Annotated in this window: 14 protein-coding genes and 1 tRNA gene; 1 reads left to right on the plus strand and 14 read right to left on the minus strand. The window is 69.8% G+C overall.

Features of this window, described 5'->3' with window-relative positions:
* Window positions 1-491 precede the first annotated feature (491 nt).
* The 5 genes from ASG59_RS00060 to ASG59_RS00080 all read right to left on the minus strand — a co-directional run bounded on the left by ASG59_RS00060 (window position 492) and on the right by ASG59_RS00080 (window position 4,895).
* Window positions 492-2,171, minus strand: a complete 1,680-nt coding sequence (locus ASG59_RS00060; protein ID WP_082528548.1) for a recombinase family protein — start codon at window positions 2,169-2,171, stop codon at window positions 492-494.
* Complete coding sequence (locus ASG59_RS00065) at window positions 2,171-2,752, minus strand: DUF2924 domain-containing protein (protein WP_055883530.1); 582 nt, start codon at window positions 2,750-2,752, stop codon at window positions 2,171-2,173. The genes ASG59_RS00060 and ASG59_RS00065 overlap by 1 nt, the downstream gene beginning before the upstream one ends.
* Entirely contained in the window at window positions 2,752-3,285 is a 534-nt protein-coding gene (locus ASG59_RS00070; RefSeq protein WP_056406276.1) for a DUF3489 domain-containing protein, read from the minus strand. Before ASG59_RS00070 ends, ASG59_RS00065 begins: the two co-directional genes overlap by 1 nt.
* A gap of 417 nt (window positions 3,286-3,702) precedes the next feature.
* Window positions 3,703-3,778: transfer RNA gene (locus tag ASG59_RS00075), tRNA-Ile, on the minus strand.
* Window positions 3,779-4,151: 373 nt separating this feature from the next.
* Window positions 4,152-4,895: a cyclic nucleotide-binding domain-containing protein gene (locus ASG59_RS00080; protein WP_200945901.1), complete on the minus strand. Its 744-nt coding sequence runs from the start codon at window positions 4,893-4,895 to the stop codon at window positions 4,152-4,154.
* Window positions 4,896-5,552: 657 nt separating this feature from the next.
* Between ASG59_RS00080 and ASG59_RS00090 the strand changes: the two genes are divergently transcribed.
* Window positions 5,553-6,482, plus strand: a complete 930-nt coding sequence (locus tag ASG59_RS00090; protein ID WP_056406282.1) for a LysR family transcriptional regulator — start codon at window positions 5,553-5,555, stop codon at window positions 6,480-6,482.
* A gap of 100 nt (window positions 6,483-6,582) precedes the next feature.
* Here the strand turns inward: ASG59_RS00090 and ASG59_RS00095 are convergent, their stop codons facing one another.
* The 9 genes from ASG59_RS00095 to ASG59_RS00135 form a co-directional block, all read right to left on the minus strand.
* Complete coding sequence (locus tag ASG59_RS00095) at window positions 6,583-7,104, minus strand: potassium channel family protein (RefSeq protein WP_056406283.1); 522 nt, start codon at window positions 7,102-7,104, stop codon at window positions 6,583-6,585.
* Between the two features lie 124 nt (window positions 7,105-7,228).
* Window positions 7,229-7,879: a response regulator transcription factor gene (locus ASG59_RS00100; protein ID WP_056406285.1), complete on the minus strand. Its 651-nt coding sequence runs from the start codon at window positions 7,877-7,879 to the stop codon at window positions 7,229-7,231.
* A 13-nt stretch (window positions 7,880-7,892) separates the two neighbouring features.
* A complete protein-coding gene (locus tag ASG59_RS00105; RefSeq protein ID WP_056406287.1) occupies window positions 7,893-8,432 on the minus strand; it encodes a hypothetical protein in 540 nt (179 codons plus the stop codon).
* Window positions 8,429-9,391: a YncE family protein gene (locus ASG59_RS00110; RefSeq protein ID WP_056406289.1), complete on the minus strand. Its 963-nt coding sequence runs from the start codon at window positions 9,389-9,391 to the stop codon at window positions 8,429-8,431. The genes ASG59_RS00105 and ASG59_RS00110 overlap by 4 nt, the downstream gene beginning before the upstream one ends.
* Before the next feature lie 2 nt (window positions 9,392-9,393).
* A complete protein-coding gene (locus tag ASG59_RS00115) occupies window positions 9,394-9,957 on the minus strand; it encodes an SRPBCC family protein (protein WP_056406291.1) in 564 nt (187 codons plus the stop codon).
* 2 nt (window positions 9,958-9,959) lie between these two features.
* The gene (locus ASG59_RS00120; RefSeq protein ID WP_082528549.1) at window positions 9,960-10,979 is read right to left on the minus strand and encodes a vWA domain-containing protein; all 1,020 of its coding nucleotides are present in this window, start codon (window positions 10,977-10,979) and stop codon (window positions 9,960-9,962) included.
* Complete coding sequence (locus ASG59_RS00125; protein ID WP_156399070.1) at window positions 10,976-11,521, minus strand: MxaK protein; 546 nt, start codon at window positions 11,519-11,521, stop codon at window positions 10,976-10,978. Before ASG59_RS00125 ends, ASG59_RS00120 begins: the two co-directional genes overlap by 4 nt.
* Window positions 11,522-11,637: 116 nt before the next feature.
* Window positions 11,638-12,693 (minus strand): vWA domain-containing protein, encoded by a 1,056-nt coding sequence (locus ASG59_RS00130; protein ID WP_056406293.1) that lies wholly within the window; start codon window positions 12,691-12,693, stop codon window positions 11,638-11,640.
* Entirely contained in the window at window positions 12,690-13,625 is a 936-nt protein-coding gene (locus tag ASG59_RS00135) for a hypothetical protein (RefSeq protein WP_056406666.1), read from the minus strand. The genes ASG59_RS00130 and ASG59_RS00135 overlap by 4 nt, the downstream gene beginning before the upstream one ends.
* Window positions 13,626-13,631: the final 6 nt, after the last annotated feature.

Raw genomic sequence — 13,631 nt, forward strand, 5'->3', positions numbered from 1 at the left:
TCTGAACCTAGACGCCTGACCTAACCGGCTGTCTTTGAGCCGGGCTAATCGAAAAGAACTGCCAGGCCAAAGGAAGTCGGACACGTCGTTGTTATGCAGACGTGACCCTGAGCGCACAGGACCACATTAGGGCAGGTGAAGTTGAGCTCATTTTTCCGTTCTATCCCTGGACCTCGGCGACCTGAAGAATCCTAGATGGAGCCTAGCGATAACTGAGCGACGTCGAATTTATCAGTAATCTACTCAGAAGCAGACAAGCAGAAACCTATCCAACCCGGTCTTACGTCACCGCCCATCAAACTGCCGCGAAGCGGACCTTCCGAGGGTCTGTGAAGGCTCGACACCGGACGGTCGTTCAGCAGAACGTGAATGTCTACTGCCGGGCCGTGGGTTGATGTCTGCTCCTGGCGCATTGCTGCCGGAACGACATAACAATGAGCGTCCCAAGGCAGGGCGATATCTACAGCCGGTCGAGCGCAGGAAGTGCTTTGTTACGCAGCATGGCCGCCCAGGGCAATCGACGTCTTTGTCCAGGCCATTGGCGCGTTCATCAGCGCCGAGATACCGCAACCCTCCGGCAGTGTGCCTTCGATCGCCGCTTTGACGATGGACGGAGCGAGGAAGGCGAGGTTGAGGGTCATGCGCACCGAGCGCTCGCTGCAGCCTTCCGCCGTGGCGATCGCGTGGGTGTCACTGACACGGCCGGCCACGAGGTCGTCGAGCCAGACGCGTGCCTTGGCGATCCCGTCCACGAGCCGGGCTCGGGTTTCGGTCCGCATCGGCCGCAGTGATGGGGTCTCTTCATCGCCCTCGGCACGTATGATCTCGCGGCGGCGACGGTTTGGTCGGGCCGACCACGACACACGGAGTTGGGATGGCCCAGGAGTTCCCGCTCCAGTTCCTGCTCCGCCCATCCTGTCGTCGTCCATGGCCTCGTCCGACTGGACGAAGCTGATCGCCAGATAGCTCGGATGAACGACGATGCGGCTGACCTGGGCGATTGGCGGCAGCGCGTCGGAGAGAACGGCCAGGTCGAGAGAGGCCGTTCGTAGTGCGTCCCGCACCGCCTGTTCGATCTCCGGTGCGGACACCCGCGAGACCGAGCCTGCCTCGCTGCGCTTCCCGGTCTCGAGGGCACGCGAGACGTAGTAGCGGTAGTGCAGAGCCCCTTTCCTGGCCGAACTCGGCGTCATCCGGTTGCCGCGGTCGTCGTAGAGCAGCCCCGTCAGCAGCGAGCCGATGTTGGCTCGCACAGTTGCTTGCGCCTGCGCCTTCTCGCTCAGCGCGACCTGGACCGCCTCGAACAGCTCGCGTGGCACGATGCCCTCGTGCTCACCGGGATAATGCCGGTGCTTGTGGATCACCTCACCGATGTAGACCCGGTTGCGCAGCAGATAGGCCAGCGGCCCCTTGGTGAAGGCGATGCCGCCGCGGATCGTGCCATCGCGACGCGGAGATCGCTTGGTGAGGATGCCCCGGCTCTGCAGAGCGGTCGCCAATCCGTTCAGGCAGCCGAGCGCAAGGTAGTGCTCGAAGATCGTCCTCACCTGCTCTGCCTCGTCGGGACAGGGGACCAGTTTCTTGTCGTGGACACGGTAGCCCAGCGGCACCGGTCCGCCCATGCGCATGCCCTTGCGCTTCGAGGCCGCGATCTTGTCGCGGATGCGCTCGGCGGTGACCTCGCGCTCGAACTGGGCGAACGACAGCAGGACGTTGAGCGTCAGCCGTCCCATGCTGTTGGTGGTGTTGAAGGCCTGGGTGACCGAGACGAAGGAGACGCCGTGCGCGTCGAACAGCGCGACCAGCCTGGCAAAGTCCGACAGGGCGCGGGTGAGCCGGTCGACCTTGTAGACCACCACCACATCGACACGTCCCGCCTCGATCTCGGCAAGCAGCCGCTGCAGGGCCGGACGGTCGAGGCTGCCGCCCGAGACGCCGCCATCGTCGTAGGGCTCCGGCAACAGGCGCCAGCCCTCATGCGCCTGGCTCATGATGTAGGCCTCGGCGGCCTCGCGCTGGTTGTCGAGCGAGTTGAACGCCTGTTCGAGCCCGTGTTCGGTGGATTTGCGGGTGTAGATCGCGCAGCGCAGCGTCTTGAGTGCCGGCGTCTTGGGAGCCTGGGCCTTGGGATGCGAGGCGCTGGGGTGCCGCGGCTTGGAAGGCGATGCCATCACGCTGCCCCTCCCGCGTCCCCAGGTGCGGCCGTGCCGGCGCCGGTGTTGCCGGATGGAACTTTGTCGCGCAGACCGAAGAAGCGTGGTCCGTTCCAGCGGGTGCCGGTGATCGCGCGGGCGACCTCCGACAGGCTGGTAAAGCTCGCCTCCTTCCAGGCAAAGCCACCCGCCACCACGGTGACGGTGTGAACCTCACCGGCGAACTCCCGCACCAGCAGCGTGCCGGGCCGCAGCCCGGGCGCGGGGATCGGCGGGACGATCGGTACCGCCTTCGGCTTGGCGGCCCGCTCGGCGGCAGCGCGCCGGCGCAGGCGTTCTTTTGCGATCCGATCGAGCAAACGGGCGCTGTCGCGATCGAGGTCACCCAGCACCTTCGCCTGGATGCGATAGGCGAGAAGTCGCATCATCAGGGTGCGGGACAGATGCGGCGGCGGAGCCGATCGCAGATGCTGTCGCCAGCGGATGCGCAGGTCGCCGAGATCGAGGCAGGTCAGCCCCTCGATCTCACGCGTGAGTTCGGGACCGATCGCGCCAAGCGACGATGTCCCTGCAGCCGGGGACGGGATTGCGCCAGCCATCACCGAGCCTTCGCCGTCACATCGTCGATCAGGCGATACACGGTCCGGTCATCGGCATCGCGCGCTTTGGTGAGGGGCAGCTCTCGCTTGCGCAAGCCCGTCAGGGCGGCACGGGTGGAATGGGCGAGCCAGCCGGTGGCGGCCATCAGCTCGACGAGCGTGGCGCCCTGGTCGCGCCGTAGCATCGCGACGATCAGCGCCCGCTTCGTCCCGGATCTCGGCGCGATCCCACCCTGACCGAGCCCCGCATCGGTAACCAGCTTCGACGCGTCGGAGCCATCGCCATCGCCATCGAGTCCGAGCCTCTTCCGGCTGGTTGGGGGCAAGCGCAGTCCGATGCGACCGCGCTCGTCGTTGTGCCAGTACGGTTCATCCTCGCAGACCACGACCTCGGCCGCCGATGCGGTTTTGCAGAGCCTGGCGAACAGCAGCTTGGCCGCTCGGGAGTTCAGCCCGGCGGGCCGGACGATGAGCCGGTTGCGGGTTTGGGCTGCTGCTTGAAGCAGCGCGTGGTGGGGCTCGTCGATTGTCATGGTGGACCTTGCGATGGTGCCGGCAGCGGGTCTGCTGCCACCAGCGCAACCCCGCGGATCACCAGGGATCGGCAGGGGGTGGAGGACTCACCGCGTCGGCGGCCTCGATGACCAGGACAGTTCCGCTCCGTTCGCGGCTCGAGTCCAGTCCGAAGTCGCGGAACCGACCGACACGCCAGTGCATGGCGAACAGCGAACGGGATCTCCGTCGGCCTGCGAACCCGTCTCCATCACCGTGGCTGCGTAAAATGCGGAAGCTGCATTGACGACAGACGAGAACTCGCCCCACATCGCCCGAAAGATCCGCCCCAGCACAACCTTAGAGAAAGGGCCGCCAAAAGCCTGTTTTCTGCTAAGTCATTGAGACTGCGCATGTCTCCCGCCGCACTCGAACTCCCGTGGTTCGCTGGGAGTGAGTGGTGGGCCCGGCAGGACTCGAACCTGCAACCAGACCGTTATGAGCGGTCGGCTCTAACCATTGAGCTACAGGCCCTGCACGCTCACGCTCGCACGCCGGGATAGCCGAAGAGTCGCGTCACGTCACCCTGGCTGTATCGCCGAAACGGGTCCGATCGGGCTGGTTCTGGATCGATCCGGTCCAGAGGATGGCACTCCCGGTCTTCGGCCCCGGCCTGCACAGGAATGCCGTCGGGGCCGACGGACCTGTGGGTCGCGCTCTGCCGAACGCGTCGGCCGCCGCTCGCAATCCCGTTCCCGCTCGGAACGGGCCCCGCTCCTTGCTATCCGATGGACCTTGATCTCGCCGGAAGCGCGGGCGATCGACGCCTTGGCCATTGCCGGGCGTGTCAGCGGAAGCCTGCGCGGCGCTCTGGAGGCGTGACGCGGGGGATGTTCACCGCCGTCCGTCAGTGGGCCGACAGGCGGTCGAGGCGGGTCTGGTCGATGACGCGCACGCCGCCCGGGACGATCAGGATGCAGCCGTCGCGGTCGAGGCGCGACAGGGTCCGGCTCACCGTCTCGATGGTCAGGCCAAGGTGGTCGGCGATGTCGAGGCGGCCCATGGGCAGTTCGAGGGTGACGCCGGACAGGCCGATCCGGGCGTACCGGGCCTGCAGGCCCGTCAGGAAAGCGGCGACCTTCTCGTCGGCGGTGCGCCGCCCGAGCAGCATCATCATGTCCTTGGCCCGGGAGAGTTCCTGGCCGGTGATCTCGTGCAGGTGCATGAGCAGGCCGGGCTGCGCCCGCAGCAGGTTCTTGAAGGCGATCCGCTCGAATCGGCACGCGGTCACCGGCCCGAGCGCGTCCGCCGAGACGGCATAGCGGTCGAGGAGCGACAAGCCGAGGAAGTCCCCGGGGAAGGCAAAGCCCGTGACCTGCCGGCGTCCGTCGGGAAGGATACGATACAGGCGAAGCGCGCCTGTGGTGACGTTGAACACCGAACAGGCCGGCTCGTCCTGCCCGAACAGGGTTTCCTTCTGGTCGAGGGAGATCCGCCGGCTCAGCGGCTCCAGGGCGTCCCGCTCGGCCAGCGGCAGGGCGGTCGACTGGCTGACGAGGCGGGCCTTGCGAATCCCGCTGTCGAGGCAGGACGAAAGAGCGCGCGCAGGCGCCATTGTCGCTCGACGGAGCGGCAGAGAATGGATCGACATGGGTCTGTCCTTTCGCCTTGAGACGATCTCGTCGCGGTCGAAGACGCAATCGCCTCGGCGTCGTGGACGGCCTCGGGCCGCAGCAACGCCTGCCCGACGATGGCCGCCGGGGCGTTGCGTGAGCGTCCGTGGTCCATCCCACCAAAAACGCGGATACGGTCGACGCCTACGACAGCATCGTGCTGGCCCCCATCGGGGCCGCGGCGATATCGGCGTCGACGTCGCGCTCCGGCGAGCGGATCGCGATCGGTGAGGTACGCCCCCGGCCCAATGCGCAGAGCCTCGGAGGCGTTCGAGGCGGCACCTGCCGCACGAAGATCCCCGGGTTTGTCCTCCGCCACCGCTGGCGGGGGCAGGTCCCAGCCTGCGCCATTGTTTGGTCCCGCAGGATCCGGACAGCGATCGGGGCCGCCCGATCCTGCACCATCGCCGGATCCGGGCGATGTCCGGCAATCAGCTGGACCGCCATTCCAAAGGATCGGGTCGGTGGGCACGCCATGGATGTCGTCCTCGCACCAGCATCGGGCCTCGACCGATGCGACAGTCGGCAGTCAGTCTGCCGTGGTGGTCGCGTGACATCGAGTATATCCTTCCCGCCGGAAATGTCGGTGATCAAAGCCGACGAGGGGACATGCATAAATGGATGGCCGGTGACGGATGCTCGACTGGGACGATCTGCGATTTTTCCTGGCGCTCGCCCGGCATGGCACGCTCTCGGCCGCCGCCAGGGTGCTCCACGTCTCGCAATCCACCGTCGGGCGCCGGTTGAATTCGCTGGAGGCGACGCTCGCGGTGCGTCTCCTCAACCGCACCCCGGAGGGTTACGTGCCGACCCTGGCCGGCGAGGAGGTGCGCCGGAAAGCCGAATGCCTCGAGGCCGAGGCGCTGGCCCTCGAACGCGACGTCACCGGGCGCGACATCCGGCTTCGCGGCCTCGTGCGTGTCACCTGCGCCGAGACGCTGGCCGCGCAGATCCTCGCACCGAGCTTCGGTGAGCTGCATGCGCGGCATCCCGACATCATGATCGAGCTCATCCCCAATCCGCGCGAGCTCAGCCTCGCCATGCGCGAGGCCGACATTGCCTTGCGGCTGAGGCAGCCCGAGCAGCACGACCTCGTCGTGCGCCATATCGGCGACATCGCCTTCGGGGTCTATGCCACCCACGAGTATCTTCGGGATCGTGGCGCGTTGGATTTCGACGACGGCTGCTGCGGCCACCGCCTCATCACCCAGCTCGACGACACCCAGGAGATGACCCCATCCACCTGGATCACGGACATGGCCGCGCGCGCCACCGTGGTCCTGCAGACGAGCAGCCACGAGGCCGCCGTTCTGGCGGCCGCCAATGGTGGCGGCCTCGCCTGCCTGGCGCGGTTCCGTGGCGATGCCGAGCCCCGGCTGACCCGGCTCCCGGTGCCGACGGAACCGCCCAGCGCCGAGATCCTCCTCCTCGTTCATAAGGACAACCGCGACACCCCGCGTATCCGCGTGGTGCTGACCCACATCACCGATACCATCCACGCGCTGGCCTCGATCCTGCAGCCCCGGGATGCGGCCGAGGAGATCGGACGCGAACGGGCGGGCTGATCGACCGGGCCCCGCCCGCCGCGGCGGCCTCAGCGGTCGACCCGCCGACGGGCGAGAGGAATCCTGAGGAGAGGCATCCTGCGGCGATCGAAGACCGGCCTCACGGAGCCGTCGTCGGCGGGAAGAGGCACGAGCGGGCCGGCTCGGCGTCCTCGTCAGCCGCGGCCACGGGGGACTCCCGCGGCGCCGGGTTCTTCACGTGGAGGGGCCAGTACCGTTCCATCGCCAGATAGGTGAAAGAGGCCGACCACCCGATGAGCAGGAGGCCGTTCAGGGCCTCGACCCCGGCGATCATCCGGGTGTGGGACGCCGGTACCTGGTCGCCGAAGCCCAGCGACGTGTAGGTGACCACCGAGAAGTACAGGCAGTCCTGGAAGGTCGTGACGGGCGTGCCCGCGAAAGCGGCGTCGCCGAGCCAGAGAACCAGCAGCCAATAGGCACCCGCGTAGATCCACACCGCGATCGTGTGCCCGACGAAGGTCATCAGCACCACGGCGAGGATACGGACCCGCGGCGGCACCGGCAGCTCCGCGAGATGCTCGGAGGTGAGGCGCAGGGTCTCGTAGAGCACCAGAATCGTGGTGACGACGAGGACGACGCTGGCCGTCATGGCGATGAGCATGCCGCGGCTCCGTGGGCGCGAACCAGTATCGGCATCCCATCCCGCGCGTCCAGCCGCCTTGACCTGCATCAAGGCCGTGCGGCGCACCTCCGGCCGCAATCGGTCGTATCGGACCGGCCGCAGCTCAGGCCCAGCCCGACGCCTCCGTGGCATCGGCCTGCCGAACCGCGACCTGGATCAACTCCGCCAGGGTGCCGACCCCCAGCTTCTGGCGCATGGTCGAGCAGCTGTTGATCACGGTCCGATACTTGATCGAGAGTGCTTCGGCGATGTCCTGGTAGGAGGTGCCCTTGCTCAGGAGCGACAGGATCTGCTTTTCGCGGGCGTTGAGGTCGGCCACCGGCGAGCGCCGCGGCGCGGCGTGCAGGATCGCGACGGCGATCGCGAGGCCGTGGTCGAGGTAGCCCTCGCCGGCGCGCACTGCGTGGAAGGCCCGCAGGAACTCCGCCGTCCGGACGTCCTTGAAGACGTAGCCGATGGCGCCGCATTCCAGGGCCCGCGAGACGATGAACGGGTCGTTGTGCATGCTGAAGGCCAGGATGCGGGTCCGGCGATCGAGGGCATGGATGCGCTGGATCAACGCGAGCCCGGACAGGCCTTTCCCCTGGAAGGTCAGGTCGGCGACGACCATCGGCGGGCGCAGGCGGTGGAACAGTCGGTAGGCGCCGACCACGTCTGAGGCCTCGTGCACGGTGCCGACGCCGGCGTCCTCCATGAGGCGCCGGAAGCCGCTCAGCACCACGGGATGGTCGTCGACGATCAGGACCGCGGTCATGTCGGCACCGCCATCATGGCTGCGCCAGGGGCGACGTCTCCGAACGGCCCCGGTTCTCGCCCTGGGCGGCGTAGCGTTCGGTGAGCTTGGCCAGCGCGGCAGCCCGGTCGAGGCCTTGCTGGCGGGTGTTGAAATAGTGCTGGCACATCTCGCCGTAGAGCTGCTTGCGGGCGGTCGCCGCCGCGACCTCCTCGAGGCCGTCGAGCAGGTCGGCGTAGGGCTCGGCCTTGCCGGCCTCGGCGAGCATCTGGCCAAGCTGGACCGTCCGGTTCGCGACCATGCGCGGGTCCTCGATGAAGGCCTCCTTGGCGCGGGCCAGACTGTGGCGCAGGTGGTCCGCCTGCGCGCCGGTCTCCGGGGCGGGCCGGCCGAGCTCGCGGCTGGCGAGCCAGCGGGCGGGCTCCATCGGGTCGGTGGCCAGGAGCCAGGGTGCCACGTCGGCATCCGCCTGCGTCGCCACCAGGGCCGGTTCGTCCCTGGAGGCACCGGCCTCCTCGCCGCGGTCGCAGGCGCAGAGCAGGAGGAGGACGCCCAGCGCGGGCCCACCCCTCATGGCCGTCCACCACCAGGGCGTCGGGCCGGGGGATCAGGGACCACCGCGAGGCTGCGCGGGCCGGCGCCCACCGGAATACGCCCGGTCTCGACCAAGGTCGCCAGGTCGATGACGGAGACGGAGTCGGAGAACCAGTTCGCCACGTAGGCGCGATCGCCGTCGACGACGATGCCCTCGGGGTAGCGCCCGACGCTCACGGTCGCCTGTAGGCCGAGCGTGGCCGCGTCGAGGGCCACCACCCGTCCGGCCTGCTGGTCGGTGACGAGCACGAGGCGCCCGTCGGCGCTGGCGGCGACGCCGTAGGGCATGCCGCCGATACGGACCGTGGCGAGGGCCCTGGCCGAGCCGGTCTCGAGGACGCTGAGGTCGCCGCTGCGGACGTTGGCCACGTAGAGTCGATCTTGCTTCGGGCTCAACGCCAGGGCGAAGGGGGCCTGGCCCACCGGCAAGGTGTCGGTGCGGGTCATGGTGGCGGTGTCGACCACGCTCACCTGTCGGCTCTCCCGGTCCGCGACGTAGAGGCGACCCCGGGCGTCGAGGACGAGACCGGCCGGCTCCCGGCCCACCGCGACGCTTCCCTCCACCGCGCCTGTTTCCGCCGAGAGCCGCACCACCCGCGCATTCGCCCAGTCGCCGACGAACAGCCCGGCGCCGTCCGCCGAGACCGCGATGCCGAAGGCCTGGCCCGCGAAGGGAAGGCGCCGCAGCACGGTGTTCGTAGCGGGGTCGACCACGGTGACCGCATGGCCATCGGGCTGGGTGAGGTAGAGGCGTCCATCCGGCCCGGCCGCGACCTGGGCCGGGCTGCCGCCGACCGCGATCGCCGCCAGGGCCCCGGTCGTCCCGGCCTCGATCCGTGCCACGGCACCGGCTTCCTGCCTCGCGACGTAGACCGTCCCGGCGATCCCGTGGCCGCAGGATAGCGCCAGGCAAAGGCAGGCGAGGCCGAAGCGGCGCATGGTCACGGCTTGGCCCTGCCGTCCGGCATCGTGCCGGCGGCCGCCTCGCCTTCGACCTTGGCCTTCAGACCCTTCAGCCCGTCGCCGAAGTAGCGAACCATGGCCGCCTTGCCGGCCGCATCGCTCAGTTCCTCGGGCGGCTCGTTGCCGGTGTCGCCGCGATAGAACCGGCCGAGCCATTCCACCTTCGATCCTTCGCCGTCGGGTGAGACCGTGAGCGTGGCGGAATAGGACGAGACCGGCAGCGCCTTCAGGTCGGCGTCCGACAGGCGGTAGGAATAGGTGCGCCCTTGCGCGTTCCACTCGTCGAGGCTCTCGTCGAGGGTGCCGCCGGCCTTGAGCGTCACCTTGCGCCGGCCACCGGAGGTGTTGCCGTCGGTACCCTCGGCCTTGGCGACGTCGGGATGCCAGGTGCCGATACCGGCGAAATCGCCGACCACCTTCCACACCGCCTCGGGCTTGGCGGCGATGGTCACCGACTGGTCGACCTTCTGCGGCGTCGGGCCGTGGGCGATGGCGGCGGTCGCCACGAGGGCAAGGAGGGCTGCGGGTACCGCAAGACGCATGATCAGACTTTCCTGAGGATGGAGAACGGGCGCGCGCCGGGACGCGGCAAGCCGAGACGCAGCACGCCGAGACGGGGTTCGGCGAAGGTGGCGAGCAGCAGGAGAAGGGCCGCGGCGCCGAGGAAGGGGCGGATGTCGAGGCTCCCCGGCAGGGCTCGGGGGGAGGCGACGGCGCGCATGGGATCGAGGAGGCCCGAGGGCCCGTCCAGATGCGCGTAGGCGAGGCCGGTCCTGTCCGCGAGGGACTTCAGGTAAGGCTCGCGCACGGAGGAGAGATGCTCGGTGCCCGTCGCGGCACCGGAGCCGAAGGGGGCGTTGCGCGGGTTGTAGCCCTCGCGGCCCTCAGCGTCGGCGGGCGGGGGTCCGAAGCGGTTCTCCTGCTGCACGTCGCCGGCACCGTAGAAGCCGGTCTCGCGGCCACGGTCGTCGAAGCGCGGGATCGGCGAGAGGCCGTAGGCGCCCGCCCCGACGATGAGGCCGCGCACGGCGCCGGGCTTGCCCTCGAAGGCCGGTTCGCGCCCGATCGGAAGGGGCGGCGCCTCCTGCCCGTCCGTGACGAAGACGAGGTCGGTGCCGAGGCTGGCCGCCATCTCCACCGAGCGGAACAGCCCCGCCGAGACGCGGCTGTCGCCCTCCCAGGCCATCCGCCAGTCGAGGCTCGCCAATGCCCCGTCGAGGGGGGCGAAGTCGCCGCAGACCTCGATGGGCGTGAACAGCAGGAACGGCCGGCGCTCGGTGAACAGCCCCAGTGCCATGCGCGAGCCGCACGGCATGGCCGCCACGAGGTCGCGCAGGGCGGCCTTGGCGGTCTCCAGGCGGCTCGTCGGCCTGCCCTCGGCGCTCACGTAGTCGCGCACGTTCATGCTGCCGGTGATGTCGAGGACCGCCAGCACTTCGAGGCCGTCGCGCGTGAGGGGCAGCGGGCGGGCGAGGAAGGTGGCGGCCACCAGCACGGATGCCGCGGCCAGCCCCTGGAAGCGTCGGTCGCGCAGGTTGCGCGCGATGGGGTGTGGTGCGCTCACGGCTCGCCCCGGGGCTGGCCGGGGATGTCGGTCCAGATCTTGTTGGGCTCCGCCTTCAACTCGTCGCCGCTCTTGCGGTCGAAGTCGGGGAAATCGCGCAGGAGCCGCGATGCGACGTCGAGGTTGAACTTGGCGTCCCAATAATCCGGTCGATCCTGGAGGGCGCGGCGGTAGTCCTGCCGCGCCAGGGTGATCAGAGGGCCGGCCGGGTCGAGGTCGCCCCGCTCGAGGTAGCCGAACGCCTGCCGCAGGCGGGCATTGGCCAGGGCGTAGCGGGCCCGCGCCGAGCGGTCGGGCTCGCCCCGCCGGTCGAGGGCGTCGATCAGCGGCTCGATCTCCTCGGTCACCCCGCGCCGGGCGAGATGCTGGACCCGCGCGAGGAGCAGCGGGGATGCGGCGTCCACGGCCACCGGCACGTCCCGTCCGGCCTGGAGCGCCTTCATCGTGCCGTCGTCGCGCAGGATCCGCCAGCCTGCCAGCCCGAACCCGATGGCCGCGAGGAGAGCCAAGACCGGTAGGGCGAGGAGGACATGCGGGCGCATGCGGCGCCAGGCGCCGGCGAACCGGAAACCGGGTGTGCTCCCTTCTCTCGCCGCGTGCAGGTTTTCCGGGGAGAGGCGGAGGCGCGCCAGCGTCCCGGTCGGATTCGAGCTCGCTCTCATGCGGCGAGCCTCCGCTGGGGAGCCTCTGTCGCCGGCGGCGAGAGGGCCCGCGCCCGCCCGCGGCGAAAGTCGGCCTCGGCCAGCTTGGCCGCCACCAGCGCCAGGAGCCCCAGCAGACTCAGCCCATAGGCGAACCCAGACAGGTCGCGGCGCGGACGCTGCTCGGTGTAGGGGATCGGATCGCGCTCCAAGCGCTCGATCTGAGCGATGGCGTCGGCGACCGCCTGCGGCCCTTCGGCCTCGAAGGCGCGGTAGGGCGTGCCGAGGCTCTTGAAGAACAGGTCGAGGTGGCGCTCCGGTGCGGCCTGCGGCGTGTCCTCGCCCGTGGGCTTGTCGGCGATGCCGGCCGAGCCCTTGGTGCGCAGGAACAGCCAGTAGAGGTTCGGCCGGATGCGTGCGAACTCGGCGCGCAGGGCGCCCTGCACCCGCGGATCGATGACGGCCGCCCCGTCCGAAACCAGCAGCAGCGCCCGCGAGATCGAGGCGCCCTGCACCCCGAACTGCGACAGGCCCATCGCGAGGCCCCGCGCCACGTTGGTGTAGTCGAGCCCCGGCCGGTCGATGGCGGCGATGGCCGCGCGCACCGCCTCGTGCCGGTCGGTCATCGGCACCACGAGCATCGGCGCGGTGGAGAAGGCGGTGACCGCGAACAGGTCGTGGGCGCGGCTGCCGACGAAGTCGCCGAGGATCCGGCGCGAGGCCGCGGCCTTGGATTCCTCCTCGCCCGAGGGCTGACGCCCGGCGAAGGTCTCGTTCATGCTGCCCGAGCGATCGACCAGGATGGAGACCTGGGCCCCGATGCCGATGCGGGTGACGGTCTCGCCGTGCCGGTAGGGGCCGGCCAGGGCCAGGACCAGTCCGGCGATGGCGAAGATGCCGGACGTGCGCAGCATCCAGCCGACGATCCGCGAGGGGCCGTCGGACGGAGCCGCCGCGATCGCCGGGACCGGCGTCACGCGCTGGCTCGAAGCCACGAGCGGCACCAGGGCCAGCGGCAGCAGCCACAGCACCCACGGTGTCGAGACGCCGAGCCGGGACACAGCGTCGATCATGCCGTGCGCTCGGCCCGTGCCAGGCGCGCAGCGAGCGCGGCGATCTCGGGCCTGGCCAGACGGCCACGCGCCCGGGCGGTGTCGTTTCCGAAGAAGGCGATGCGCGAGGCCTCGAAGAAGGCGACGAGGCCGGGCGCCTGCCCGCGATAGGCCGGATGGCGGTCGAGGAACCGGTCGAGATCGTCGGCGAGCACCCGGCGCCCATCGGTTTCGTCGAGTCCACGATGGAGGGCGAGCAAGGCCTCGCGATAGGCCTCCGCGGCGTCGGGGCGGCCGTTGAGGCCGCGCAGGCGCCGACGAGCGGCCGCGAAGGCGCGCCCGCGCCGGACCCGGAAGGGCCACCAAGTCCGGTCGCGGGCCAGCCCAGCGAACGCAACCAGGGCCAGCCCGGCAAAGCCGAGGCCGGTGAAAAGGGTCGGACGAGGGTCGAGGGAGGCGACGCGCCCGTCGGGGCGCATGTAGTCCTGCGGATTCTCCTTGGCCGGCGGCAGGATCTCGCGCAGGGGCGAGATGGTGAAGGTCCAGGCCGGCACCCGGGCCGAGGCCGTGGTGGCGCCGCTGGCGCCCTGGCTGACGAAGCTCACCGTGAAGCCGGGCACCTCCAGGGAGCGGACGTCGAGGGCCGCGTAGAAGGTCTGGTAGGTGAGGTCGAGGCGCACGCGCCGGGCGTCGCCCGCATCGGCCTGCGACACGGCGATGTCACGCAGGTCGAGCCAATAGGCGAGCGCGCCAGGCTGTGGCAGCGAGGCGGCCTGGATCGCGAACCCGTCCTCGACCACGATGTCGACCTGGGCCCGCACGAGGTCGCCCAGCATGTAGCCGAACGCCCGCGGGGCCCGGACCTCGACGGCGCGCACCTGCGCCTGCACGGGCCCTGCCATCGACGAGGCGAGGACGAGCGGGACGAGGGATGTCGAGACGGCGCGGCGCATGTTCAC

This window comes from Methylobacterium sp. Leaf466, from assembly GCF_001425565.1.
Classification (GTDB): domain Bacteria; phylum Pseudomonadota; class Alphaproteobacteria; order Rhizobiales; family Beijerinckiaceae; genus Methylobacterium.

Coding starts and splice junctions, on each gene's coding strand:
- ASG59_RS00065 (WP_055883530.1), bottom strand. CDS start 2,752: ATGGCTGGCGCAATCCCGTCCCCGGCTGCAGGGACATCGTCGCTTGGC.
- ASG59_RS00115 (WP_056406291.1), bottom strand. CDS start 9,957: ATGCGTCTTGCGGTACCCGCAGCCCTCCTTGCCCTCGTGGCGACCGCC.
- ASG59_RS00080 (WP_200945901.1), bottom strand. CDS start 4,895: ATGTCGATCCATTCTCTGCCGCTCCGTCGAGCGACAATGGCGCCTGCG.
- ASG59_RS00125 (WP_156399070.1), bottom strand. CDS start 11,521: ATGCGCCCGCATGTCCTCCTCGCCCTACCGGTCTTGGCTCTCCTCGCG.
- ASG59_RS00110 (WP_056406289.1), bottom strand. CDS start 9,391: ATGCGCCGCTTCGGCCTCGCCTGCCTTTGCCTGGCGCTATCCTGCGGC.
- ASG59_RS00095 (WP_056406283.1), bottom strand. CDS start 7,104: ATGCTCATCGCCATGACGGCCAGCGTCGTCCTCGTCGTCACCACGATT.
- ASG59_RS00060 (WP_082528548.1), bottom strand. CDS start 2,171: ATGGCATCGCCTTCCAAGCCGCGGCACCCCAGCGCCTCGCATCCCAAG.
- ASG59_RS00070 (WP_056406276.1), bottom strand. CDS start 3,285: ATGACAATCGACGAGCCCCACCACGCGCTGCTTCAAGCAGCAGCCCAA.
- ASG59_RS00100 (WP_056406285.1), bottom strand. CDS start 7,879: ATGACCGCGGTCCTGATCGTCGACGACCATCCCGTGGTGCTGAGCGGC.
- ASG59_RS00135 (WP_056406666.1), bottom strand. CDS start 13,625: ATGCGCCGCGCCGTCTCGACATCCCTCGTCCCGCTCGTCCTCGCCTCG.
- ASG59_RS00090 (WP_056406282.1), top strand. CDS start 5,553: ATGCTCGACTGGGACGATCTGCGATTTTTCCTGGCGCTCGCCCGGCAT.
- ASG59_RS00130 (WP_056406293.1), bottom strand. CDS start 12,693: ATGATCGACGCTGTGTCCCGGCTCGGCGTCTCGACACCGTGGGTGCTG.
- ASG59_RS00105 (WP_056406287.1), bottom strand. CDS start 8,432: ATGAGGGGTGGGCCCGCGCTGGGCGTCCTCCTCCTGCTCTGCGCCTGC.